Annotated in this window: 21 protein-coding genes and 1 pseudogene; 15 read left to right on the forward strand and 7 right to left on the reverse strand. The window is 42.0% G+C overall.

Going from position 1 to position 26,530, the window contains the following annotated elements:
* Positions 1-1,068 carry a biotin synthase BioB gene (bioB, locus tag C505_RS0115985; RefSeq protein ID WP_018693642.1) on the reverse strand — a complete coding sequence of 356 codons (1,068 nt, stop codon included), beginning with the start codon at positions 1,066-1,068 and terminating at the stop codon, positions 1-3.
* Between the two features lie 95 nt (positions 1,069-1,163).
* On the opposite strand from bioB, the gene bioA reads away from it, so the two are divergent.
* Positions 1,164-2,447 (forward strand): adenosylmethionine--8-amino-7-oxononanoate transaminase, encoded by a 1,284-nt coding sequence (gene bioA / locus C505_RS0115990; RefSeq protein WP_018693643.1) that lies wholly within the window; start codon positions 1,164-1,166, stop codon positions 2,445-2,447.
* An 83-nt stretch (positions 2,448-2,530) separates the two neighbouring features.
* Here bioA and C505_RS0115995 read toward each other — a convergent pair whose 3' ends face one another.
* Entirely contained in the window at positions 2,531-2,863 is a 333-nt protein-coding gene (locus tag C505_RS0115995) for an HU family DNA-binding protein (RefSeq protein WP_281167137.1), read from the reverse strand.
* Positions 2,864-3,325: 462 nt separating this feature from the next.
* Here C505_RS0115995 and C505_RS22680 point away from each other — a divergent pair, with 462 nt between their 5' ends.
* From C505_RS22680 to C505_RS0116070, 14 genes and pseudogenes are all read left to right on the forward strand, one after another.
* Positions 3,326-5,146 carry a M61 family metallopeptidase gene (locus C505_RS22680; protein ID WP_018693645.1) on the forward strand — a complete coding sequence of 607 codons (1,821 nt, stop codon included), beginning with the start codon at positions 3,326-3,328 and terminating at the stop codon, positions 5,144-5,146.
* 107 nt (positions 5,147-5,253) lie between these two features.
* The gene (locus C505_RS23830; RefSeq protein ID WP_018693646.1) at positions 5,254-5,853 is read left to right on the forward strand and encodes a DUF4879 domain-containing protein; all 600 of its coding nucleotides are present in this window, start codon (positions 5,254-5,256) and stop codon (positions 5,851-5,853) included.
* A 217-nt stretch (positions 5,854-6,070) separates the two neighbouring features.
* Positions 6,071-7,198 carry a M14 family metallopeptidase gene (locus C505_RS0116010; protein ID WP_018693647.1) on the forward strand — a complete coding sequence of 376 codons (1,128 nt, stop codon included), beginning with the start codon at positions 6,071-6,073 and terminating at the stop codon, positions 7,196-7,198.
* Between the two features lie 53 nt (positions 7,199-7,251).
* Positions 7,252-8,952 (forward strand): alanine/glycine:cation symporter family protein, encoded by a 1,701-nt coding sequence (locus C505_RS0116015; protein WP_018693648.1) that lies wholly within the window; start codon positions 7,252-7,254, stop codon positions 8,950-8,952.
* Between the two features lie 314 nt (positions 8,953-9,266).
* The gene (locus C505_RS0116020; RefSeq protein WP_018693649.1) at positions 9,267-9,782 is read left to right on the forward strand and encodes a tellurite resistance TerB family protein; all 516 of its coding nucleotides are present in this window, start codon (positions 9,267-9,269) and stop codon (positions 9,780-9,782) included.
* 89 nt (positions 9,783-9,871) lie between these two features.
* Entirely contained in the window at positions 9,872-10,426 is a 555-nt protein-coding gene (locus C505_RS0116025) for a YtfJ family protein (protein WP_018693650.1), read from the forward strand.
* 259 nt (positions 10,427-10,685) lie between these two features.
* Positions 10,686-11,519, forward strand: coding sequence for a CheR family methyltransferase (locus C505_RS0116030; protein ID WP_018693651.1), 834 nt, complete (start codon positions 10,686-10,688; stop codon positions 11,517-11,519).
* Complete coding sequence (locus C505_RS0116035; RefSeq protein WP_245556373.1) at positions 11,470-12,669, forward strand: protein-glutamate methylesterase/protein-glutamine glutaminase; 1,200 nt, start codon at positions 11,470-11,472, stop codon at positions 12,667-12,669. Before C505_RS0116030 ends, C505_RS0116035 begins: the two co-directional genes overlap by 50 nt.
* Positions 12,670-12,726: 57 nt before the next feature.
* Entirely contained in the window at positions 12,727-13,188 is a 462-nt protein-coding gene (locus C505_RS23835; RefSeq protein ID WP_018693653.1) for a hypothetical protein, read from the forward strand.
* A 142-nt stretch (positions 13,189-13,330) separates the two neighbouring features.
* Positions 13,331-13,741, forward strand: a complete 411-nt coding sequence (locus C505_RS0116045) for a type III secretion system chaperone family protein (RefSeq protein WP_211215088.1) — start codon at positions 13,331-13,333, stop codon at positions 13,739-13,741.
* Positions 13,742-13,768: 27 nt separating this feature from the next.
* Positions 13,769-14,467: a hypothetical protein gene (locus tag C505_RS0116050; RefSeq protein WP_018693655.1), complete on the forward strand. Its 699-nt coding sequence runs from the start codon at positions 13,769-13,771 to the stop codon at positions 14,465-14,467.
* A 331-nt stretch (positions 14,468-14,798) separates the two neighbouring features.
* Complete coding sequence (locus C505_RS22695) at positions 14,799-16,940, forward strand: prolyl oligopeptidase family serine peptidase (protein WP_169337056.1); 2,142 nt, start codon at positions 14,799-14,801, stop codon at positions 16,938-16,940.
* 179 nt (positions 16,941-17,119) lie between these two features.
* Positions 17,120-17,407: pseudogene (locus C505_RS24905) on the forward strand (PAAR domain-containing protein); the annotation flags it as partial.
* A 900-nt stretch (positions 17,408-18,307) separates the two neighbouring features.
* Positions 18,308-18,823 (forward strand): hypothetical protein, encoded by a 516-nt coding sequence (locus tag C505_RS0116070; protein ID WP_018693658.1) that lies wholly within the window; start codon positions 18,308-18,310, stop codon positions 18,821-18,823.
* 125 nt (positions 18,824-18,948) lie between these two features.
* Here C505_RS0116070 and C505_RS0116075 read toward each other — a convergent pair whose 3' ends face one another.
* The 5 genes from C505_RS0116075 to C505_RS0116095 form a co-directional block, all read right to left on the reverse strand.
* Positions 18,949-19,314: a histidine triad nucleotide-binding protein gene (locus tag C505_RS0116075; RefSeq protein WP_018693659.1), complete on the reverse strand. Its 366-nt coding sequence runs from the start codon at positions 19,312-19,314 to the stop codon at positions 18,949-18,951.
* 175 nt (positions 19,315-19,489) lie between these two features.
* Entirely contained in the window at positions 19,490-24,088 is a 4,599-nt protein-coding gene (locus C505_RS24790; RefSeq protein WP_281167134.1) for a methyl-accepting chemotaxis protein, read from the reverse strand.
* 267 nt (positions 24,089-24,355) lie between these two features.
* On the reverse strand, positions 24,356-25,348 hold the full coding sequence (locus C505_RS0116085; protein WP_018693661.1) for a sensor histidine kinase: 993 nt from the start codon (positions 25,346-25,348) through the stop codon (positions 24,356-24,358).
* Positions 25,321-25,848: a heme NO-binding domain-containing protein gene (locus C505_RS0116090; RefSeq protein ID WP_018693662.1), complete on the reverse strand. Its 528-nt coding sequence runs from the start codon at positions 25,846-25,848 to the stop codon at positions 25,321-25,323. The genes C505_RS0116085 and C505_RS0116090 overlap by 28 nt, the downstream gene beginning before the upstream one ends.
* Positions 25,849-25,913: 65 nt before the next feature.
* The gene (locus C505_RS0116095) at positions 25,914-26,465 is read right to left on the reverse strand and encodes a hypothetical protein (RefSeq protein ID WP_018693663.1); all 552 of its coding nucleotides are present in this window, start codon (positions 26,463-26,465) and stop codon (positions 25,914-25,916) included.
* Positions 26,466-26,530: the final 65 nt, after the last annotated feature.

The raw sequence follows: 26,530 nt of genomic DNA on the forward strand, positions 1-26,530 counted from the left end.
TTACCCTTGAGCAGCATCATAAAACAGATCATCTTCGCCCGGCTTTACCATTTCCTGATGAACAATTGCATCCATCAAGGCTGATGTTTGACTTTCATCCGAGTGTTCCTGACGAGACTCAGGCTGGATCCCCAGTTTTTCAAAAAGCTGCTGATCGGCGTCAGCTTCTGGATTATCCGTGGTCAATAGTTTTTCACCGTAAAAAATAGAATTCGCACCAGCAAAGAAGCAAAGAGACTGCATTTGCTCATTCATACTGGTCCTGCCCGCAGAGAGACGAACATAGCTTTTTGGTAGCATGATCCGTGCAATTGCAATCATACGAATAAAAGTAAAAGGTTCTAGATCTTCTACGCTTTCTAAAGGGGTGCCAGCGACTTTCACCAACATGTTAATTGGAACACTCTCCGGATGGGCTGGGAGATTCGCAAGTTGAATAAGCAAGCCGATGCGATCACGCTCGGTCTCTCCCATGCCAATGATTCCACCACAGCAGACTTTCATGCCTGCATCACGAACGTGTTGCAAGGTGTCTAAGCGGTCCTGATAAGTCCGGGTTGTGATGATCTGACCGTAGTACTCTGGTGAGGTATCCAGGTTATGATTGTAGTAGTCGAGCCCTGCGCCTTTTAAAGATTCAGCTTGGTCCTTGGTTAACATTCCTAAAGTCATGCAGGTTTCTAGCCCCATCCCTTTGACTTGTTGAACCATATCCAAGACATAAGGCATGTCTCGGTCTTTTGGGTTACTCCAAGCGGCACCCATACAGAATCGAGTTGCCCCTTTTTCTTTGGCGACTTTTGCTTGATGAACGACTTTTTCAACTTCAAGTAGGCGCTCTCGTTCAACATCTGTCTTATATTTTCCACTTTGTGGGCAGTATTTGCAGTCTTCCGGGCAAGCGCCGGTTTTGATGGACAACAAGGTACTGACTTGGACTTGATTCGGATCAAAATGTTGTCTATGAACCGATTGAGCCTGAAAAATCAGATCATTGAAGGGTTGTTCGAATAGTGCCTTCACTTCTTCGTAAGACCAGTTGTGACGCACTTCTGACATTGATGACATGAAATAACCTTTTCTTTCTTGTTGTCTTTCTCAATTTTGGTTAGTCTACGACGCATATTTTTATTGTCAACGCTTACCAGTTTTAAAGGTTTACAATGCAGCCAAAAATCGACCTGGATTTTGATCAGCAACATCTATGGCACCCATATACTTCCATGATTGAACCACTGCCCTGCTACCCGGTATCACATGCTGATGGTGTTTATATTCATTTAGAGACAGGCGAGAAGTTGATTGATGGAATGTCATCCTGGTGGTCAGTGATCCATGGATACAACCATCCAGTCTTAAATACGGCTTTACACAACCAAGTTGATCAAATGTCCCATGTGATGTTCGGTGGGTTGACCCATGAGCCTGCGGTTTCTCTGGCAAAAAAACTGGTCGCAATGACGCCAAGCCAACTCACGAAGGTATTTCTTGCTGACTCCGGCTCAGTTTCAGTTGAAGTTGCATTAAAAATGGCGCTGCAATACTGGATGAGTCGCAATGAACCCCACCGAAATAAATTCCTCACGATAGAACATGGTTATCACGGTGATACATTTGGTGCAATGTCCGTCTGTGATCCACAAAATAGTATGCATAGCCTATACGCAGGGGTGCTGCCACAGCATCTATTTGCAAAGGCACCTCAAAGCCGATTTGAAGAAGCGTTTGATCAAAGTGATCTCGATGACTTTGCAGCAAAAATTCAAGAAAATAAAAACCAAATCGCAGCTGTGATTTTGGAGCCGATAGTTCAAGGTGCTGGGGGAATGCGGATTTACCACCCGGAATTTTTACGTGGTGTGAAGCAATTATGTGAACAGTACCAAGTGCTATTGATTTGTGATGAAATCGCAACTGGCTTTGGCCGAACGGGTAAATTATTTGCTTGTGAGCATGCCCGTATTGAGCCAGATATCCTTTGCTTAGGCAAGGCAATGACAGGGGGATACCTCTCTCTTGCTGCGACTTTATGTACCAATGAGGTGGCTGAAGTGATCAGTCAGGGGCAGGCTGGTGTGCTCATGCATGGACCAACGTTTATGGGAAATCCGCTGGCGTGTGCCGTAGCGAATGCCAGTTTATCTTTGCTGATTGACTCCAGTTGGCAGGAACAGGTGTGTTTTATAGAAAGCTGCTTGAAATCTGAATTACAGCCACTACGAGAAGTGAGCACAGTTGCTGATATCCGTGTACTGGGTGCAATCGGTGTGGTCGAAATGCGACATACAGTCGATGTCAAAGCGATTCAACGGAGATTTGTTGAAGCGGGAGTTTGGATCCGTCCATTTGGTAAGTTGATTTACATCATGCCACCTTACGTCATTACACAAAGTGAGTTGAGCCAGCTTTGCAAGGCAATTCGTGATATTGTGGTGAATCTGGAATAGGTTAATCTGGAAATAAACAAAGGGTTTGTTGAGAAAGAGTTTGTCGAGACTTCAAACAGCGACAAACTCTTGGAAAAGAGTGCTTACTTATTCACAGCTTCTTTCAATGCTTTACCCGCTTTGAAAGTAGGAAGTTTGCTAGCAGGGATCTGGATTTCTTCACCTGTTTGAGGGTTACGTCCTTTCCGTGCATTACGCTCAGATACAGTAAATGTACCAAAACCAACGAGTACAATATCATCCCCTTTTGCTAATGCATCCTGAGTCGTCTGCATTAAGCTATCCAGAGCTCGACCAGCATCTGCCTTAGAAATATCAGCTTGTTGTGCAATGCTTGCGACAAGTTCTGATTTATTCATAACGTTTTCCTCATTAATTGTCGTTGTGTTTTTAAAAAATACTAGAGTGAGCGCCATCGCTCCTGCCGAGCACAATGCGGTGATCACCCAAAACTGAATGAGTTGCCTGATTGAACTAATTTCTCCATTCATCTCATACTCCCTCTGTATTTGTATGCTCTTACAAATACATTGATGCCACTTTTTGTTTCAAATATATGTGCATCTTAATCAGCTTTAACTGACTGTATGATGAATGAAGAAAATAAAGTCACTCCTTTTTATCATTTTTCTCACTCGAGGTGAGATGCATCATTTCATATCCTTTCAAAGAGTAACAGCCCCTTTTTCATTTAAAAAGTTAATTTTCTTTAAAATTGAATGTATTTTATGCGTTTCGAGTATTTGCAATTGCATAGTCTAGCTCAGGCAAACAAAAATGCAGGGTATTCTGCGCGATAATTCGTCTTGAAGTGATTCTTTTTCTTGGTAATAGCCGATATACTTTTTCTCTCAATCAATGAATTTAACAAAAATCCCATGCCTTCAGACATTCAATATTCAATTTGCCCTAGCGAGCCAGAACGCCATTTGTTTTCGGTCGAGATGAAGATACCAAAAACATCACATACACATTTAACGCTCACTTTGCCTGCCTGGTTACCAGGAAGTTACATGATCCGGGATTTTGCAAAAAATCTGATTGAGGTGAGGGGAGTGTCATTATCAGATGGCTCAGATGTTCCCATTCGACAAGTAGATAAACAAACATGGACTATCGAAAATGTGATGGGCGATATTCAAATCCGATATCAAGTATACGCTTGGGATCTTTCTGTTCGCTCTGCACACCTTGACCAGATACATGGTTTTTTTAATGGTAGTAGCGTGTTTCTTTGCGTTGAGGAAATGAAGTCGGTTCCTTGTGAAGTTTTGATACAGAGACCTGAGCGTTTTAAAAACTGGCAAGTTGCAACGGGCTTGAAGCGACATGCGGGTACTGAGTTTTGCGGGTTTGGTCGCTACTATGCAAAAGACTACGATACGCTGATTGACTGTCCTGTTGAGATGGGGACGTTTGATTTAAAAACGTTTGATGTCAAAGGGGTACCGCATCATTTGGTCATTACAGGGAAGCATCGGGGTGATCTCACACGCTGTGCTCGTGATCTCACTAAGCTATGCGAGCATCACATCGATTTATTCGGTGAGCTGCCTTGTGATGAATACTGGTTTCTGACGACAGTGGTTGGCGATGGTTTTGGTGGCTTGGAGCATCGAAACTCTACGGCACTATTATGTAGCCGAGATGATTTACCAAACCCAAATCAGCCTGAGGAAATGAGCGAAGGATACCAAACATTCCTCAGCCTATGCAGTCATGAATATTTTCATACTTGGAACGTGAAGCGTCTGCGTCCAAAAGTATTCATCCCATTTCAATTATCAGAAGAAGTTTATACAGAACAACTGTGGGCCTATGAAGGCATCACATCTTACTATGATGATTTTTCACTGTATCGCACTGGGTTGATCCCAGCCGAAAGGTACCTCAAGGCATTAGGTAAAACGATTTCCAGGGTCTATCGTGGTCATGGTCAGCACCGCCAGAGTGTTGCTGAATCTAGTTTTAATGCATGGACAAAATTCTATAAACAGGATGAAAATGCACTCAATGCGATCGTTTCTTATTATACGAAAGGTTCAATTATCGCTTTTGGGTTAGATCTAAAAATTCTTCACCATACACAAGGAAAAAAGTCTTTAGATGATGTGATGAGAGCGCTTTGGGAGCGCTTTGGGCGTGATGAATCTGGGACTGAAAATCATGATTTCCAGAAGACAATTTTGGATGTAACAGGTTGGGATTGCACAGCGTTTCTAGAAGAAACCTTATACAACAATGGTGAAGTGCCAATCGCAGATTTATGTTCAACAATGGGGATTCGCTTTGATTGGGTAGAGGAGTCAGCACCGAATGCGTTAAAACCAAGTGAGTCGAGTGACACGATAACGCATCCATGGTTGGGGGTAGGCCTGAAATCAGCGCCTATGGGCGTCACGATTACCCATGTTCTCAATCATGGTGACAGAGCTAACCTCGGTTTATCTGCTGGAGATAACTTAATTGCGCTGGATGACTTGAAAGTGAGCCTGGATACAATTCAAAGCAAGCTTGATCGCTATGCTGTAGGCGAGACAGTCAAACTTACGGTCTTCCGTCGCGATGAATTGATGAATATTGATGTCTGTCTGGCTCATCCACCAAAACGAATTGCTGCTTTTACCATCGAGTCAGAAGAAAAATCGTCAACATGGTTGAGGTATTCAGGTCGTAGAGACAGCGATATAGCAAATTAGACTAGCGAGCATTGTCATAAAAAATTCATATAAACGGGTTGAAAATCGCCCGTTTAATTTTTAATCTGACCCGTAGTCATCGACATACACATCAAGGACGAACCGTAATGATTATTCTGTGTCTGCCTTTTCTAGCCGCTGTTGTTATTTCTTTTTATTCCTTTCATGCTCATGCGCTTGTTGCAGAAATTCAAGCTGGGATTGTTCATGATGGTTACCATGAATCAGAAAACCGCTCTGGCTTTTTGCTCAAGTACCCAATCAAATTTGATCACACCAAAACTTTGATGGATGAACAGGTCATTGGTGAACGATCGAATGAATACCCAACTTCGGTGGCACAAGGCGTTTCAATGTATGAAGTATACGCAGTGGGATCGAGCAATAAAGGTTGGGAGTATGTTCATGCCGCGCAGCAGAAAACAACCAAAAACCATGGTGGACATATGCTTTATATCGCAGTTCTGCAATTTGGTTATGGCTCTATTGAGTCTGCTAAATTGAACGATCATTCGACTCACGTTCGTTTCCGTTATGATCTTTGTGGTAAGTTCAATCGACTGCATCCATGTCGAGTGGGAGAGTTTGTGACAGGGAGGCTCTATCTGTTTGAGTTTTCTAGTATAGAGGCAGGGATTTTTCATACGCTGAATCACTCCTCAACCTACCCATACGGCTCGTGGGAAGACAAAATGATCATCAACTAAGAAAGTTTTTGTCAAGACTTACAAAGTAAATGGGATGGTGTGTGAAATCACTTTTCGATTGAAAAACATATAATTACAAAAAATCTAGTTTGTTTCTTGTGCGATGGCCTTGTAACCATCAAGTAAACTGTATGAATCAATACGGATTGACTAGTGATTTCGTGAAAGAATCTATGGTAGGCTAGGTGCTTTGCGCTTATCAGAATACGAAATAAAGATGAAAATAACGAGTCAGTTTGATAGCGGTAATATCGACGTTATCGACCAAAGCAGTATTGGGGATGTTCAGCTGAATATCCGCTTAGATCATCAATCAGAATTTTTTCAGTGGTTCCACTTTCGCGTTCAGAGTGAAGCAGGTAAAGCTCATCGATTTAGAATACTCAATGCCTCGAAATCGGCTTATGCTGATGGGTGGCAAGATTATCAGGCTGTCGCCTCTTATGACCGGGAAAACTGGTTTCGAGTGGATACAGTGTACGAAAATGGCGAGCTGATTATTTCACATACCCCGGAACTCAACGCAACTTACTACGCTTATTTCACTCCCTACAGTTACGAACGTCATCAATCTCTCATTCATCAAGCCCAACTTTCAGACCATTGCGAACTCCACGATTTAGGAGACACACTCGACGGTCGTGATATTGCTTTACTCGTAGTGGGTGAAGAAGGTGAATCTAAGAGAAAAGTCTGGATCACAGCAAGGCAACATCCTGGAGAAACCATGGCTGAATGGTTTGTTGAAGGCTTTTTAGAGCGCTTGCTTGACGAAGAAGATGGTGTTGCGCGTCGTGTCCTTGAGGATACGGTTTTTTACATTGTGCCAAACATGAATCCAGATGGAAGTGTTCGTGGACACTTAAGAACCAATGCAGTCGGTGTGAACCTCAATCGTGAGTGGCAGACCCCAAGCTTGGAGAAGAGCCCCGAAGTCTATCATGTACGAGAAAAGATGCTGGAAACGGGTGTTGATCTTTATTTGGATATCCATGGCGATGAAGCATTGCCATATAACTTTGTCGCGGGTTGTGAGGGCAATCCATCTTATGATGATCGCCTTGCTTCATTGGAAAATGCATTTAAGCAAGCATTATTAACAATTACACCGGAGTTTCAGGATGAATATGGTTATCCAAAAGACGAGCCGGGCAAAGCAAATTTAACGGTTGCATCAAACTGGGTTGGGGAGCAGTTTCGGTGTCTGGCGTATACAATCGAAATGCCATTTAAAGATAATGCGGACTTACCAGATGCTGAATATGGTTGGAGCGACTTAAGAAGCATGCAATTTGGGCGTGATGTTCTCGCTGCAGTCAATCATGTTATTAAACAAAAAATGTAAAAAATTGAGCATAAGCAATCATTACTCAGACATAATAATAAGAGGGAAGATTCGTGGATAAACTAAACGAAATACTACTATTAATTGATAGCTTTTTAGGGAGTGCCTTTTGGTTTCCTTATGTGCTACTCGGCGTGGGGATCTTTTTTACTCTCTATTTAAAATTTCCTCAGATCCGTTATTTCCGTCATGCGTGGCGTGTTGTAACAGGTAAATATACAAGTAAGGATGCAGAAGGGGATACAACGCACTTCCAAGCTTTATCTACTGCGCTATCTGGAACGGTTGGTACGGGTAATATCGGTGGTGTTGCACTTGCATTATCAATTGGTGGCCCTGCTGCACTATTTTGGATGTGGATGACGGCATTCTTCGGGATGACAACGAAGTTTGTAGAAGTTACGCTTTCGCATAAATACCGTGTAAAAGCAGAAGACGGCACAATGGCTGGTGGCCCGATGTACTTCATGGACCGTCGTTTGAATATGCGCTGGCTTGCGATTTTATTTGCAATCGCAACGGTTGTTTGTTCTTTCGGTACGGGTAATCTGCCTCAAATCAATAATATTGCACAAGGAATGGAAGCGACTTTTGGTGTGAATCCAATGGTCACTGGTGGCATTCTTGCTGTGATCCTTGCATTGGTCATCATCGGTGGTATCAAGCGGATTGCTGCAATCACATCAAAAGTCGTTCCATTTATGTCCGTACTTTATATCGCGGGTGCATTGGCGGTTATTTTCTACAACATTGAAAATGTTCTCCCTTCTTTCATCGCGATCTTCCAAGATGCCTTTACAGGTTCTGCTGCTTCTGGTGGTTTCTTAGGCGCTGCTTTCTCCTATGCTTTTACGAAAGGGGTTGCACGTGGCCTTTACTCGAATGAAGCAGGACAGGGTTCTGCTCCAATTGCTCATGCCTCAGCAAAAGGAAACGAGCCGGTCTCAGAAGGGATGGTTTCTATCCTTGAACCTTTCATCGATACGATTATCATTTGTACGCTAACAGGTCTTGTGATCCTCTCTTCAGGTGCTTGGAAAGAGAAGTATGATAACTACTTCGAAGGTGCGGATATGCACATTATTTCTGGTGTATATACCGATACTAGCGAAGACAACCGTCAAGCCATCGTTGCATACTTGAATGGCGGAGAGTCTGGCGCACAGGGAGCCAATGGTGTACTACGTATTGAAAATGGTCAATTACAAGGTGAATATACCGTACTAAATGCGCGCTCTATTGCTGAAGATGTCGAGTTTGTTGTTGTAGATCCAAATGATAGTGCCAAGAAGGTACCATTCAGTGGTGTGCTGAATGTAGTGAACGGTAAGCTGAAGCGTACTGTGGGTGAAGGTGATAATGCACAAGAAGTTCACGTGCATGGTAAGTCATTGATCCATTCTGCACAATTAACAACAAAAGCGTTTACGAAAGGGTTCTTTGGTGAATGGGGGCAATATATCGTTGCGATTGGTTTGCTACTTTTTGCATTCTCAACAACGATTGCTTGGTCTTATTATGGTGACCGAGCCATGATTTACCTTGTTGGTGAAAGTGGTGTTCTACCATACCGTATTCTTTTCGTTGCAGGTTTCTTCTGGGCTTCATTTGCGGATACAACGCTGATATGGAACCTCGCGAGTGTCGCGATTGTCATTATGACACTGCCCAACTTATTGGGTATATTGCTCTTGCACAAAGAAATGAAAGAAACAGTCAAAGAGTACTGGGAAAATTTCAATAAGAACCACTAATTTATCTATTACGAGTAAACATGAAGCCAGCTAGTTAGGCTTCACTTTTACTCGGGTCTGTTGATCTTTCAGCGGAAACAGCATGTATTTTCGAAAGTTCAACAGACCCTAATTATGTCCCCCATAAGGATTGTTTCTAACAAAAAAATAGGGCAACCGAAAGCATTACACGAACAAAAGCACCATCATTTCACCTTATTCAGGTGTCTTCATTCACCTTCTATGGTAGTATTGCCCGCTCAATTTTTGTCCTTCAATGTCACAGCCAGGAAGTGTTGTTTTAGCGTTTGTGTGGAGATGTGTCAGAGGTATCTATGCATATTCTTATCGGGTTAATTACTGCAATTGTGAGTTTTGTTTGCGTGCTCAATCGCCTACAAAAGTCGGGCTTTGATCTCAATTCTTTGAACCCTTTTTTGTGGTTTCGGCGAAGAGCCTGGTCAAAAAAGGTTGGGACAAAACCAATCCACTGCTTAGAAAGTTCACTCGAAGTCGCTGCATTGCTTGTTGTGGCCACTGCAAAATTAGATCGTGATATCTCGCGTGAACAAAAAGCAGAAATCATTCGTATTTTTGAAGGTGAGTTTAACTTGACGGGAACGAAAGCTGTTGAACTTTTTTCATCATCTGTTTACCTCCTCCGAGATGAGTTGAACCCCCATAAAGAAACTGCGGAGATACTTGCGCCCGTTAAAAATAGCTTAACGAAGTCACAAGTCAATTCAATGATTCGAATGCTCAATCATGTCGCAGCCTTGGATGGTGATATAAGCCCATTGCAGCATAGGATGATGGAAAGTGTTACAAAAAATCTGGGAGAAGTTTGTTGATCGAGCAGAATACGATAGAGAAAGCTTAACAATTTACGAAAAATGCAGTATATATGGGTCTTTCTTATTGAAATAACTGGTTAAAATTTATGCTTCGCAGTACACTCATATTTATCTTAAGCTGCTTACCGACACTGGCTATGGCACATAATATTCAAATGGGGAAATCATTACCCACAATCGCAATTCAAGATGGTGGGGATATTGTGATTGAACAAGATGATTTTAAAACTCAGGCTTGGGACTCAGCATCTCTTCAAGGAAAAGTCAGATTGATCCAACATATCGCTGGTCGTTCTGCTGCGAAAGAACTCAATGCGCCTATGATCGATGCAATTAAAGCTGCAAAACTTCCAGAAGAGACTTATCAAACGACAACAATTATTAATAAAGACGATGCAATTTGGGGGACTGGCAGCTTTGTGACTTCTTCTGCACAAGACAGCAAAAAAGAGTTTCCTTGGTCTTCAATTGTGTTAGATGAAGATGGTGTTGTTGCAAAGACTTGGCAATTGGAGCCAAAAAGCTCTGCGATTGTTCTATTGGATAGTCAAGGCCAAGTGCTATTCGTCAAAGATGGACAACTAAATGATGAAGAAATCAAGCAAGTTATGGCGTTGATAAAGCAACAACTCGCAAGCTAGGGTTAGTGATCTTTCGAAAATCCACATTGATTAAAGATGAATAGGCCCATACCCATGTTGGTCCAAACGGGCCAACACCGCTTCACTGAACCTCATTCTATTTGCTGAAACTACCTTTGCTTTTGGGACAACAAGCTATTCATCGACTAGACTTTATGACAACTCCAGCTTAAATACAGTGGCGAATCGGAATGACTCGGCGTTTGTATTTTCATGAACAGGATCCGTTCATTAGTAGTGAAAAGAGGTATTGCCATAGATGCAGCAAGCACAAGACATATCTTTGAGCCCAACCTATGTTCTCAGTGACTTTGAGTTTCATGAAGTAAGACGGATTTTTTTTGAGAGAACAGGGATCAACTTAGCTGATGATAAACAGGCACTCATTGTTTCTCGACTTGGTAAACGGTTAAGACATTTTGGATTATCGACCTTTACTGAGTATGTGGTTCTTTTAGAAGACAAAAAACATGGGACTGAAGTCAGCCAATTTGTTGACTGTTTAACCACCCATGAAACCTCCTTTTTCCGTGAAAAACATCAATTCGATACAATGCTCGAAATGCGAGATGAAATCATGAGTTGGCAAAAACCAGTTCGTGTATGGAGTGCAGCGAGTTCTACAGGAGAAGAAACCTATACCATTGCGATGATCATGTCAGAAATTATCGGCTATACAGGATGGGAAGTCGTCGGGAGTGATATTTCTGAGGGGGTGATTTCTTCTGCAAAGAAAGGCGAATATAACTTGGCTTCTAACCGCCAAATGCCCTCTTTTTATTTTGATAAATATTGTCGAACATTAACGACAGGGGATCATTTCAAAATAAGCTCTTCAATACGAGACAATGTCTCCTTTACCGTCGCCAATTTGATGAACCCAAATTCTCACCTTGGACAATTCAACATTATTCTCTTGAGAAATGTTTTGATTTATTTTGCGGATGATATTCGAAAAATGCTGATACAAAATGTAAAGCAGCACCTTGCACCTGGTGGGTTATTGCTTTTGGGGCATTCCGAGATACTTGAAGCACGCGGTGATGACGTGGAGCATCTTGGAAAAGGGATTTATCGTAAGCGAAGCGATTGAATGTATGGGGCAAGCTGAGAAAGTTAAAGTAATGATTGTTGATGACTCAGCGGTTGTCAGACAAGTGCTTGGTGATTTGCTCACTCAAGATGAGATGATTGAGGTCGTCGCAAAAGCACAGGATCCAATCATCGCAAAGCGAAAACTTGATGCAATTCAAGTCGATGTCATTATCCTTGATGTCAATATGCCAAGAATGGATGGGATCACGTTCTTGAAAGAATTGATGAAAGAGAAGCCCATTCCGACAATCGTCTGTTCTACTGAAACGGAAAGAGGCTCGGAGACCTCACTTGAAGCACTGGCCGCGGGTGCTGTTGATGTAATGTGTAAGCCGAAGTTTGATCTTCGAGAGTATTTCGAATCTCAATCCCGCCAAATGATCAATGCTGTGAAGTTAGCCGCTTCGAGTAAAGTCCAACTCATGAAAAAAGAGCTGTCTATTTCAGGGGAGAAAGCCGGGTCAAAAGAAGTGAAGCGATCAGAGACAGCTTCACAATCGGAGACAACAGATAACAAGGGGTGTTCCAAAGACTTTACGCCTTTCCCTACCAATATGCCTTCCGAAAAATTAATTGTGATTGGCGCTTCAACCGGAGGAACACAAGCGATAGAAGTATTGTTGAGACAGCTTGCTGCCTATTGCTATGGGATTGTTATTGTTCAACATATGCCGGAGCGTTTTACCAGCCCATTTGCAGATCGATTGAATCATGTATTGAGTCATCATGTGATTGAAGCAAAAGGTGACGAAACTATCTATCCGGGCCAGGTCTATATTGCGCCAGGCCATACACATTTACAGGTTGTGCGACAAGGTCACAGTTTTAAAACAAAGCTACATGATGGACCGCTCGTCAATCGGCACAAGCCGTCTGTTGATGTACTTTTTCGCTCAGTTGCGCAGGAAGTGGGGCGAGATGCTATGGGCGTGATCCTGACGGGAATGGGTAATGATGGTGCAAAAGGGATGTTACAGATGAAAGAAGAAGGTGCTTTCAACATTGCGCAAAGTGAAGAGAGCTCGACAGTTTTTGGTATGCCAAAAGAAGCCATTAACTCAGGTGCTGTTGATATTGTGGGGGATTTGGGAGAAATCGCGCAACAGGTCATGCATTTTACGCACCGTAAGGGAAAGCTAACACACTAGTGATTCAGTAATTTGAAGTGAGTTGCGAAGGAGTGTAATTGATTATTGGAGGTTGTGATGGAAGCGGGTTATTTCTTTCAGTCTATGATGTTTGACATAAAGGTGGGTGAGGATCAGGAGACCAACCCTGGATGCTATGGACAAGTATTGGCTGAATGGTTGTGTGAGAAGTTGAAAGCCTATTATCCAGATGCGGATGTTGTTCCAGAGGATTGGGGCTGGTGTGTCATGTGTTCTTGTGAGGATTTTTTGCTTTGGGTTGGTTGTGGTGCGATGCAAACGGAAGAGTCTCTTGCACATTATGATGAAAAAGCCCCCCCCAAAGGCGAAGCCGTTGTTTGGCATGCTTTCCCTCATGTAGAAGTGCCATTTTTTATGTTTGAGACTCGATTTCGTCAATGGACTGGGGCTATCGATTTAGATGGACCATTGAAGGAGCTAGATACGCGTCTGCAAACGATTTTAAATTCAGAAGAGCGTATTCAATTTTGTGAACAACCTGAAAACTCATTTCATTAGTTACGTTAAAGGCACATGGAAGTGACGAAGCATTAACTAATTTCTCAATTTACTGATCCAAATCAAACAAATCTATGATAGAGTTTGTGTCTCTTTTTTGGGGTCTCAAATGAGAACTGATTTGTTTTTTGAGGTGCAAATGATGATTCAAGTGATCTTTCAAGAGTTAGCCCAACGATGGGGTGTTGAAATACCAGCTGACGCTGATGCGATCCAAGTTACTGATCATGAATCGAATCATTGGCAAATCGAAATATCAGAGAACGCCTCTCTACTAACTGTTTTCACAACACTTTTGACGAATATTCAATCCGATGATCAGGAATACTGGTTGAAAATGAATGCAGATCGGGAAAGGATGAATTTGGCTTGGATCGGACAAAGTGGTGAAAATTTGATCTTGGGTGCATCCATTCCTCTTGAAGCCATCGATGCAATCGCTCTGGAAAACCTTGTTGCTCACTTAAAACAACTCAAATCAGATCTATTTGCTTTATCAACAAAGCCAGTCTCTAAAATAGACATGTCCATTCCATACACGCAATACATTTAACTCAATAAAATCAATAAGAAAAAAATGATGCCAACAGTTACAGCCGTTTCACCACGAAAAGTTCAGGCCCCCTTAAATTCCTCAGGAAATGGGTCAGTCAAAAGTATATCGAAAACCTCTCCACAGCTGGGTGTTCCACAAGGTCAGTTCTTATCAGCTCATGGGGATCCGCTACAAGTCTCACAGGTTGGTACTGTCTCAAAAAAGGATATTTCTGTTCTGAAAGAATTGATATTTCAACATCCAAAAATAAAGCGCTTTATCGAAGAACCAAAGGACAATTGTAGTAATGCAGCTCAGGTAGTTGGTGAATGCCTCAAAGAATTGGGAGTACCGTATCAATATCGTGGATTTATGCTCATGCCACCTGCTGTTGAACTCACCAAAATCACCAATGGGGGTGATAATCATATAGTTGTGATTGCTGAGTTGGGTCAGAAAAAAGTGATGATCGATCCCACAATGCACCAGTTTCGCCATATAGAAGAGCCATTCTGTGAGACTGAAGAAAAGTGGTTCCAAACGTTCGAGCGATTTTGGGGGGCTTTTCCCCACAAGAAAGCTATCAAATATCAGGATTTTCATACCATCGATGAGTGTGTTCGTAAAACAGGTGGATTTGAGTCATTTACATCATTTGAAGCAAACTGGCTCCATCGACCTGCATGGTTCTCCAATCTATGGGCGCAGGGAAATCACCTGGCTAAGCAACGACATTCCATTTAATTTGGGGCCATTAATTGGCCTTTATTATTCTTAACCTTTTCATGCTTGACCTTTTTTCACTTTTGACACTAACGCTGTTGCCTTGTTTCAGGTGTAGTCTTCAACTGTTTATTTGAAGAGAAGATTTCTCATTCAAATGTCTCAACCTTTGATACAACCAAATTCGTATTTTAAACATTCTTTGATTTAGATTCAGTTTCTGTTCATTTTTCTGTGTTTAGTATCATTCGGTTTTTTCACATTAAAGAATGAAAATTTTTTCTTTTTCATAACTTTGATGGATAAAAACCTCAATAATAAAAATACGAAGAAAGTAAAAATGATGAATAACATGACAACTGCCACACGACTATCAAGGTCAATTCTACTCGGCATGCTTTGTAGTATCAGCTATGTGCAAGCAAGCACTCCAATCTGTGAGGCTCCGCCAGAAGAAGATCCATTTCGCTGCTTAGAATCTCCAAATGATGAGAATGCACGCCGATGGGCAATCCAGCAAACGACACTGACCAAAACCTTTTTCGAAGGACGCGAAAATTTCACAACATTAAAAGATGATCTTGCAAAGGTGATGAAGTCAGATCTCACCATTGCTAGAGAGCATGGAGGATATATTTACAACCTATGGACTGACTCAAGTGAACATATTCAAGGCTTGCTAAGAAAAACAACAATTGCAAGTTACCGGACAACAACCCCTCAGTGGGAAACCGTGTTAGATATGGATGCGCTATCTCGCAAAGAGGGCAAAAAGCAAAAATTGATACGAATGGAATGCCTAGAAGGTACTTCGAAATGCTTATTCAGCATTCGCCAAGAAGGCAGTGGATACAAAGCGGCTATTCGTGAATTTGATTTAAACACAGGTGAGTTTGTTGTCGATAATGGTTTTCAAATTCCGGAAGCAACCATGAGTCGTGCTTCTTGGGTTGATGAAAATACATTACTTGTTTCTCCAACGGTTCGTCAAGAAGATATCTCTTTCGCGAAGTGCCCGTTGTCGGTACAAAAGTGGGAAAGAGGACAGTCACTTTCTTCTGCCACGGATATTTATCGTCGGGCACGTTCTGCAATGAGCCATCCTGTTCGGATCAATACAGCAGCGAAACCAGTCATGCTCATCAGGGATTTATCGACCATCCAGCAAAGTGATTATTACTTGCTCAATGTAAAACTTGAAAAAACAAAACTACCACTACCAACAAGTGCATTTATAGAAGGCCATTTGTCTGGACAGTTTATTGTGTCGTTGAAGGATAACTGGGAAGTTTTAGGACAGTCATATCAGTCTGGAGAAATTGTCAGTGTTCAACTCAATCCGGATAATGCATCTCAAATCAAGTCTGTATACTCCGTCTGGAAACCAACAAATGCACAAGCGATTTATCAGTTGAGTTACTTCAATCAGGGCATATTGATTAACTACTTAGAACATGTGAAAGGGCAACTGAAGTATTTGAAATGGAACGCTGGCACTTCAACCTGGGAAACAAAAAGCCTAGGGCTACCTGCAAATAAGCACTACACCATCAATAAAAAACATAGTACATCGATTACTGCGAATACGGACGCCGATCATTTTTACTTTTACGAAGAAGATTTTCTGACACCAAGAAAATACTATCGATACACAGTGGATGGTGGTTATGATTTACTGAAGCAGCTCCCTGCGGCATTCGATGCATCCGCTTATAAAATTGAGCAACACTTCACACCATCCAATGATGGCACACGGATTCCTTATTTTGTGGTGATGAAAAAGGATGCATCACTGAATGGCCAAAACCCGACTGTTCTCTATGGTTACGGCGGTTTTGGGGAATCGAAACTACCTGAATACCATAAGCACCTAGGCAAAGCTTGGCTCGAAAAAGGTGGTGTCTATGTGCTTGCAAATATCCGGGGTGGTGGGGAGTATGGGCCACGATGGCATCATGCTGCACGGGTCAAGAACCGTCATAAGTCTTTTGAAGATTTTGAGTCTGTTGCACGTGATCTAGTCAAAAGAAAAATCACTTCTGCGAGTAAGCTTGGGATCTTAGGTGTAAGCAATGGCGGGCTTCTCGTTGGAGCAACCTTGATGCGTCATCCAGAACTTTATGGTGCAGCGGCGAGCTTAGTTCCTGTGCTAGATATGAAGCGTTCACCGTATATTGCGAAAGGTGCCGGTTATTATGGGGAGTTTGGGAACCCAGCAAAGATTTGGAACTATATGCGAACCTACTCACCATATCACAATGTTCGTGAAGATGCGACGTATCCGAAAGTCTTGATGATGTGCTCAACCAGTGATGTGGTTGTAGGACCAGCGCATGCAAGAAAAATGACGGCATTGCTCCAATCAAAAGGACATGAAGTCTGGTTCTTCGAGTCAGAAAATGGCGGTCACGCACTTGGACAGAATACGCAGGATTATGCATATAAAGAAGCGCTTGTTTATCAGTATTTCGAGAAGATGTTAATGGAAGACTAAGAAGACATGGTAAAACCTCAGCAGATTGCTGGGGTTTTTTCTGTCCATGGCACAAATCGAAAGATACTTTGTGAGATAGAGCGACTACTATTTCGTTAAAAGATTTTTACTTATCTTCACAGCTTATTGATTTAATGGAATAATACGGCCTCAAATCAAAAGGAAGAGGTCAGAATAAGATGGGAAAACCCGCCGCAACACTCACACATATGCACGTTTGCCCCAAAGTTGAACCCGGACCCGTCCCCCATGTCGGTGGGCCAATCGTACAAGGTTCGCCAGATGTATCCATCGGAGGTCTCCCTGCTGCGCGTAAAGGCGATAAGGTCGTTTGTGTTGGCCCGCCAGATACAATCAATAGTGGTTCCTCGGGTGTCTTTATCAATGGAAAGCCTGCTGCCAGAATGGGCGACTCGACAGAGCATGGCGGCAAGATCTTTGTTGGTAATACGACGGTGATCATTGGTGAAAAAGGGATCGTCACGTCGGTAAATACCGCTGCAATGGAACTAAAAAAGGTTGAGCCGACAGGCCTTACAGACGCGAAACAAAAACTTGCACAGTCAAGAGAGAAAATCAAAGCAGAAGGGTACAGCCCAAAATACTCCGATGAAGAGCTAGAACATCAAGTCACCTTCTGTGATGTCGCCAGTGAGCGATATCATGTTCGGTTTATGGAAGCTGAGTTCCTAGTCAACAAATGGGATAGTCCTGATGAACCGTTGAGCGGCCTTATGGGCGGGCCTGTTTATTTGAATGGAGAAACAGAACAAGGAGTTCGTTACTGGTCAACAACATTTGACCAACTTGAAGATGCAGATACCTGTCCAGAGATCATTTGTAAGAAACTTGGATTGGATTACAAACCTGAGCAAGAATATTGCCTTCTCATCGTAGATACAGAAAAATCAAAAGAAATATCAGGGACAGTCAGCTTCGTTCCAACCTTTGATAATATGGTGGAATTTGCGGATAACAAGTTAGCACATAAATTTGATGAAGGTGTTGTAGAAGAAATAATGACGCCCGAGTATCAGGATGAGTTCGGCGAACTTTACAGAAATTCAGATGATCAAGATGCATTGTGGAATAAAAAAGGTTTAGCTGCATTTGTAATTGAGCATGATCTTTCTGAAGATGAAGAAGGATTGTTCAGGAATAGAATGGCAATTTATGGAAATATGGGCGCGAATGAAGACTTTCTTGGTACAGGAATAACCAAAAATAATAACCCCAATGTCGATCAAGACCTTGGTGTGGTAGAGACCTTCAATGTGGATCATACACCCTTAAAGTTGTCCCAGCTAAAAGAAGCTGGTGCAATTGAAATATTCAATGTGATAAAACCGGTGGGAGAAGGATAGGCAATGATTAATGAAGATGTAGTTGAAATACCAAAAATTACTCACCATACAAAAATTCCACAAGAATTTAATTTGCTGGGGACGTACCCAAGCTTTCATGATCCAGATGATAAAGATTTCTTTTTTAAATATAAAAACTCACATTTGGTCGTTTGGAGTTATTTGGAAACCAAAAAAAGATATATTACTTCTCAGGATGAATTCCCGCTAAAGATCCTTCCTTGGGTTTTAATTCAACTCGGACGTTTTGATAGGCCCGAATCTCAAGGAGGAATACCTTCAGATCAAATCTCGGATGTGATGGAGCTTGATGGTGAGACAGTTGGAATTGCTGTCGGTCCGTGTATGGGGGGACCAAACATTCCAGGTTATGATGTATGGAATCGTTCAAGAAGGATAAAACCTAATTCAAGAGTATTTCAAAACTTCGTTATGCCAACCCCATGGCTACAAGGTGGCTTCTTAGACTTTTGGGAGTCACTCACCCACAAGGTGTATCCAAATGGGTGGACGTTCTAATTTAGTTTGCCGCAGGGTACCCTGCGGCTCACATCTCACCCATTCACAATTTTTTCAACGGCTTCTTAGCCGGAAAGCTTTGCAGTTTAGACACGGATTGTCCATGTCACACTGACTTACTTTGGTTAGGCTTTTAATTTTTCTGTATATGGTGGCCAGCCCATTGGTTTGCCAGCGAGAAAATGTAAATGAATATGAAATACTGTTTGACCGCCATACTCATTGCAGTTCATGACAACACGGTAGCCTTGTGCGTCTACACCCAGTTCTTTTGCGATTTTCCCGGCAACAAAATGGAGGTGGCCAACAACCTCTCTATCCGTTTCGGTAATATCATTGATCGTTGCAATTGGCTGCTTTGGAATGATCAATAAATGTGTGGGTGCTTGTGGGTTAATATCCTTGAATGCGAGCGATAGTTCATCTTCGTAGACGATATCCGCAGGGATTTCGCGATTAATAATTTTGGTGAAAATTGTTTCGTTAGACACAGCAATGCCTCATCTTAGTTTTTCTCTGTAGAACACTTTTTTTGTAGAACAATAGTATCGCGACATCAGGTAGGATCAAGCGGATTTTAAAAATAGTTGCTGGATAAGAAAAAGGCCTGTGAACTGGGTGTTCTTCAGGCCTTTTGTTTATATTAAGAATGAATGATAGTTTTGGTTAAAAATCTTCCCACTCTTCATCATTATCATTAAAGTCTGGCATGGCAAGGCCCCCACTGTTTGCTGGCTCTGCTTTTGGTGGAGCAACTTTCTTAGTCGCTACTTTTGCAGGTTTTGAGATGGCTGGCTCTGGAGCGGAAGCGACTGGTGCTCGTGGTGCTGTTGGCACTGCGCTTGTGTGGCCCTGACCAATACTAAAGAAGCTCATCAACTGCACCATACCTTGAGATTCTTGCGCCATATTTTCTGTCGCTGCGCTTGTTTCTTCAACCAAAGCGGAGTTTTGCTGGGTCATATTATCCATTTGCGCAATGGCCTGGTTAACCTGCTCAATCCCCATCGTTTGTTCTTCAGCGGCTTGACTGACTTCAGCAATGATTTCACTTACTTTCTTCACAGAATCAACAATTTCATTGAGCGTTTCGCCAGACTCATTCACCAAACGAGAACCGTCTTCGACTTTATTCACAGAGTCGCGGATCAAGTCTTTAATCTCTTTTGCGGCTGAAGCAGAACGTTGTGCGAGGTTTCGAACTTCACCTGCGACAACGGCAAATCCACGTCCTTGCTCCCCAGCTCTTGCTGCCTCAACCGCAGCATTGAGTGCGAGAAGGTTGGTCTGGAAAGCAATTTCATCGATGACGCCAATAATATCGGAGATTTTCTTACTTGCTTCGTTGATTTCAGTCATTGCATTGATGGCTCGTTCAACAACCGTACCGCCATCAGCTGCTTTTTCCTGTGCTTCTTTGGACAGGCTGTTTGCATGCTGTGCGTTGTCAGAACTTTGTTTGACGGTACTGGTCATTTCTTCCATGCTGGATGCTGTTTCTTCTAGTGAAGAAGCTTGTTGTTCTGTTCTTGCGCTCAAGTCGGTGGAGCCAGATGCGATTTCATTTGCATTACTTTGAATACCGATGGATGCTTCTCGAATTTTACCGATGACATCAGTCAGTTTGTTGACGGTATCATTCACATCAGTTTTTAACTGCCCGAATGCACCTTCATAATCCCGGGTAATGTTTTCGGTTAAATCTCCGCGAGCCATGGCTCCAAGGACTCTCAAGACATCGTTGATTCCTTCGTTGGTCGTTTCCATCAGCGAGTTTAAGCGCTGGCTGAGGACTTTAAAGAATCCATCTTTATCCGATAAGTCGATTGCTTGGGTAAAGTCACCGCGACTCGCACTTTCGACCAAGTGATCAATCTGCTTCTCAATCATGACTTCAGAGGTACGATCATTCCATTCGATGATGGTCCCAACTCTTTCACCATTCATATCCAGCCAAGGTGTGGCGATCAGCCCGAAGGTCAGTTCTTCAACCTTGATTTCCGTTTTAAATACATCGTTGAGGTTGCCAATCATACGACGTTGGTGGCTTGGGTTTTTGTGGAAGATATCTACATTGGTACCAATGAGTTTTTGTGAATCAAAGTTTGGCAACACTTTTTGCAGCTCACGCTCACGGTTTTTGAGCATTTTCATGTTTTCTTCATTGATATAAACAATTTCCATATTGTTGTTGGCAAGCATCACGTTGGCCTGACAGACAGCCAGCGCATTTGCTCTTAGAGAAACTTTCTGGCTTTCTGCTGCTTCCTGTTTTTGTTGTGTGATATCCGTTGCATATTTGACCACTTTGAATGGTTTTCCATTGACATCCATAATCGGGTTATATGAAGCTTGGATCCATATTTCATTGCCACCTTTACCAACACGTTTATATTCGTTTGATTCGTATTCGCCCCGGTTTAATTTCTCCCAGAATGCCTTGTATTCAGCACTATTTGCGAACTCATCTTCGACAAATATCCGGTGGTGTTTACCTTGAATTTCCTTGAGAGAGTAACCAACGGTTTTTAAGAAGTTTTCATTGGCCGTGAGAATGGTACCATCCATATTGAACTCAATGACCGCTTGCGCCTTGCCGATGGCTTCCAGTTGGCCAGAGAAGTCCGCAAATTGGAGTTTCTGAGCGGTGACATCTGTCGCATACTTCACGATTTTAAATGGTCTACCATTCACATCAAGAATTGGATTGTAAGAGGCTTGTATCCAGATTTCCTGATTGCCTTTGCCAAATCTACGGTACTCATCTGCTTCGTATTCACCACGTCCAAGCTTTTCCCAGAAAGCTTTATATTCAGCGCTTTCAGCAAATTTTGGATCCACAAACATCCGATGATGCTTACCTTTGATTTCGTCGAGTGTGTAACCGACAGTGCTTAAGAAGTTCTCGTTCGCATCGACGATGGTACCGTCCATATTAAACTCAATGACGGCTTGTGCTTTATCAATGGCAGATATCTGACCTGAAAAGTCAGCGAATTGGAGTTTTTGCGCGGTGATGTCCGTTGCGTATTTCACGACTTTATAGGGTTTACCATTTATGTCTAGAATCGGGTTGTAGGATGCTTGGATCCAGATCTCTTTGCCATTCTTACCAAAGCGTTGGTACTCGTTTGACTCATATTCACCGCGATTGAGTCTTTCCCAAAAGGCCTTATATTCAGGGCTATTGGCAACCCGAGACGAGACAAACATCCGGTGATGTTGTCCTTTGATTTCATCGAGCGAGTAGCCCATCGCGTTAAGGAAATTCTCATTGGCATCATGGATGGTGCCGTCCATATTAAATTCAATGACAGCTTGAGCTTTCCCAATGGCTTCTAGCTGGCCAGCTACATCCGCATTTCTCATCTTTTGAGCAGTGATGTCTGATGCGTATTTGACAACTTTATAGGGCTTTCCATTGAGATCAAAAATAGGGTTGTAGGAAGCTTGGATCCAAATTTCTTTACCGCCTTTACCAAAACGTTGGTACTCGTTTGCCTCATATTCACCACGGCCAAGTTTATCCCAAAATGCCTTGTACTCTTGGCTCTTCCCATACTTGCTATCGACAAACATCCGGTGATGCTGCCCTTGAATTTCCTCCAAGGTATAACCCATCGCATTTAAGAAGTTTTCGTTTGCTGTAATGATGGTGCCATCCATATTAAACTCGATGACTGCTTGTGCTTTACTAATCGCATTGATTTGACCTGACGTGTTCGCATTTTCGAGCTTTTGAGCTGTTATATCGGTTGCATATTTGACGACTTTGAATGGTTTTCCATTCATATCAAAAATCGGATTATAAGATGCCTGTATCCAGATTTCTTTATTCCCTTTACCGTAGCGTTGAAACTCATTCGTCATGTATTCGCCACGGTTCAATTTATCCCAGAACGCCTGATATTCCGGACTTTTACCGTAACTTTCTTCGACAAACATCCGGTGGTGATGACCTTGAATTTCAACAAGTGAATAACCCATAGCGTTTAAGAAGTTATCATTCGCTGTAATGATCGTGCCATCCATATTAAACTCGATGACGGCTTGGGCTTTACTGATGGCATCAAGTTGTCCTTGAAAATTAGCACGTTGCATTTTTTGATCAGTCACATCGGATGCATATTTGACGACTTTAAATGGACGACCATGAATATCAAATACAGGATTGTAAGAGGCTTGGATCCAGATTTCTTTGCCTCCTTTCCCAAATCGCTGGTATTCACCACTATCAAATTTTCCTTGCTTGAGGTCTTCCCAGAATTTTTTGTATTCTGGGCTGTTTGCATATTGGGGATCGACAAACATGCGATGGTGCTGTCCTTTCACTTCATCAAGTGTATAACCCATCGCATTCAGGAAATTCTCGTTTGCAGAGATAATCGTGCCATCTAAATAAAATTCGATGACAGCCTGGGATTTACTAATCGCATCAATTTGGGAAATAAAATTGGCAGATTGTTGTTTTTGCTCCGTGATTAATGTGGCAAATTTAATAACTTTTTGAGGAACTTTGTGATCATCCAAGATTGGGTTATATGATGCTTGAAGCCAGATAGGGCGATCACCTTTTGCCACTCTTTGATATTCAGCACTTTGGAATTCACCTTGATTCAACTTATTCCAGAATTCTGCGTAATCATTGCTGTCTCTTTCTTCTGGATTGACAAACATCTTGTGATGTTTACCTTTGATTTCATCCAGCGTATAACCAACGGCATTGAGGAAGTTATCATTGGCGGTAATAATTGTGCCATCCATATTGAATTCGATCACGGCCTGGCTGTGATTGATGGCATTGAGTAATCCGTGATAGGCACGGCTTTCGTTTTCCTGTTCTGTAATATTCAACCCATGCATAATGACTTTGTTTGGGCGACCATCCACATGATCTAGAATAGGTTTATAGGATGTTTGAACAAATAACTCTCTACCACCTTTTGTGACATATCGAGACTTTTTGCAGGTACTTTCACCGCGGGCGAGGTTTTTCCAGAACTCGTGATACTCAGCGCTTTTTTTAAATTCAGCATCGATAAACATTCGATGATGCTTATTCTTAATTTCATCCAGACGATATCCCATCAGCTTCAAGAAGTTATCATTGGCTGTGATCACCGTACCATCGAGATTAAACTCAACCACTGTCTGCAAATCATTGAGTGCAGAAACTTTTGCTTCTAGTTCCTGCATATGTTGTAAGTTCTGGGAACTTACGCTTCCCCCAAATAACTCCTTCAAAACATTCGGTTTGAATACCATGTGCCTATCCTCGTCATATTTTTTGCGTTTTTGAGGGTGTAAATCATGTTGCATACAACAATCATTACCGCAGCTTTATATCGTCCAGAGAAGTAGATTAAATGACAAATAAAGACAATGAATTTCATGCAATTGGCAAGATATACCCTACCCGATATAGGTAAATAGTAGACGGGATTTTCTATAAAACAATTTGCAAGCTTGAGGCGTTTCTGATCTTTATAACAAGTAGGATTTTTGTGGGAGCGAAACTGTTCTATAAAAAAATTACTTGGGAATTGTCATGCTAAAACGCGTTTTTCCTTCAGATTCTTCGACGGAGATATTGCCCTGATGTGATTGAGCACAGGCTTCAACCAAGCATAACCCGAGGCCAAGTTGATCTTCTGTTGTTGCTGTGGTTACAAAAGGCTCGAATAATTGAGATCTGACACTATCGTGGATCCCGCAACCGGAATCGATGACACTGATGGTAACGCTCGTTTCTGATGTATCAATCACACAGTGGATCTCTTTTTTCTCACTGTTTTTGCATGCGTAAATAGCATTATTGAGTAGCTCAAGGAGCGCATTAGAAAAAACATCTTCTTGGCACTGAATGATTGGCTGTTTATTAGTGATGAGCTTGAATGTATATGCTGGGTGATAAGATTGGCTGAATTTATCGATTAACTGTGAAAGATATTCATAAAGATTGAAGGTTGCTTTGGTTTGCTCTGTAACAGAGGTGAGATTGAGCAAAGAGCTGGTAATTTTAGCTATACGTTGACTACCTTGTAGACACGTTTGCAACATCTCGTGGGCATCTTCAATCAAAAATTCTGCGTCTTCATCCACGAATAGTTGACGAAATCTTTGGCTTTGGAAATCCTGGATACCAGCATCAGTTAACAGACATTTTGTGAGTTCGAAAAAGGTATTTTGTATACCAACGAAGGATTGCAATGATTCTAGATTACTCTGCATATAGCCAACCGGCGTATTGATCTGATGGGCGACTGCCGCAGCAAGGCGACCAATGGAAGCCATTTTCTCAGCCTGTACGAGGCTGCTTTGTGTGTCCTTGAGCTTTTTCAGTGTTGCTTCGAGTTCTTCATTTCGTTTTTCTATTGCAATTTTTGCTTCGTACAGCTCGGTCGATTTTGTTTCAAGCAACGACTCAGCGTGCTTTCTTGCTTTTCTTTCCCGTTCTAATAAACGGTGAATGGTTTCTTGGCTGGTCATAGAGTCAATTAGTGATAGCGAATATGGAAGTGGCAACAGTTTTCTTCATCTTTTCGCTCAACATTCGCTTCTTGAGGAAAGTGCTTAATCGTCGCATCAATTAAACCATGAGCGTAATCAAATAACTTTCTGGGTGAGGTGTAGGTCATTACCATTGTTTTACTGTCAGGGTATTGATATTGAAACTCTGGGACGAAAGCGGATGGATATAACTTTTTCACTTCAACATGAATAATCGGATCGACGGATTCTAAAAATTTTTTGCTGGAGTCCTGTTTAAAAAAGTGTTCATAATTATTTTTAAAGTAGTCGAAGCTAAATAAACCGAATTGATAAAGCAGGTCAGGGATGGGGATTGATTTTTTCTCAGAAATGGTTGAGACAAGCTGAAGAATTTCTTCATCACTATAGGTACCCGCTGAAGTGTATATCCCTTCTGACTCCAGATCATTTTCGGTGATCACTTCATCCCAAAACTCAAACCCAAAAACGCCTTCAACCATTTCATTTAACATATTAAACACGATACCTTTCATTGATTTATCCTTAATTTTATTTTGAAAAGTCAGTAGTCACTAATATTGAAACTATAGTCAAAAAATTAGGAAGATTTTTCAAAGAAAAACTTTTCTTCAATTTGAAATGCTTTATTGCCATATGGCTTGACTTCTTTATAGATGGTGAGGGCATTTTGATCTCGATTGATTTGGTATCGGATCATGGCGGGTTTATCATCGAAAAGGCTGGCTTCAATCAGTCGCATCCGTAGGACTTTTTTTTCTGGCTCAACGCTGAGCGCGATGACATCTCGGGTCACTTTTTTAACGGATAGCCCTTGAACACGAGTCAAATGAAATAGAAATTTATCTTCTTCTGGGGAAATAAGTTCAAACATTTCTGCACCATTTACTGCATCCAAAAAAACGAAATTAAATGACCAGAAGTTCTCAAGTATTGAGGGAGATACAGTGAGGCTGGTGGGGCGAAGAACCCGATTTTTCTTATCTGCTTCGTCACGGGCTTCAACTTTACCTTTCCATTTTCCGGCGAGCATATGCAGTGCATCATTGAGTTTATTGCCTTCCGAGTGAGCGGGAAGCATAAATACAGAGAGTATTAGCAAAAGTAAAGATACGAACGGGTGCTTGTTCATTATTGATTTCCTAAGAAATTGAAAGTTATAGGTTCTATATCAGGAACAATAACGGAATTTATTCA

This window comes from Algicola sagamiensis DSM 14643 (genome assembly GCF_000374485.1).
GTDB classification, from domain to species: Bacteria; Pseudomonadota; Gammaproteobacteria; order Enterobacterales; family Alteromonadaceae; genus Algicola; species Algicola sagamiensis.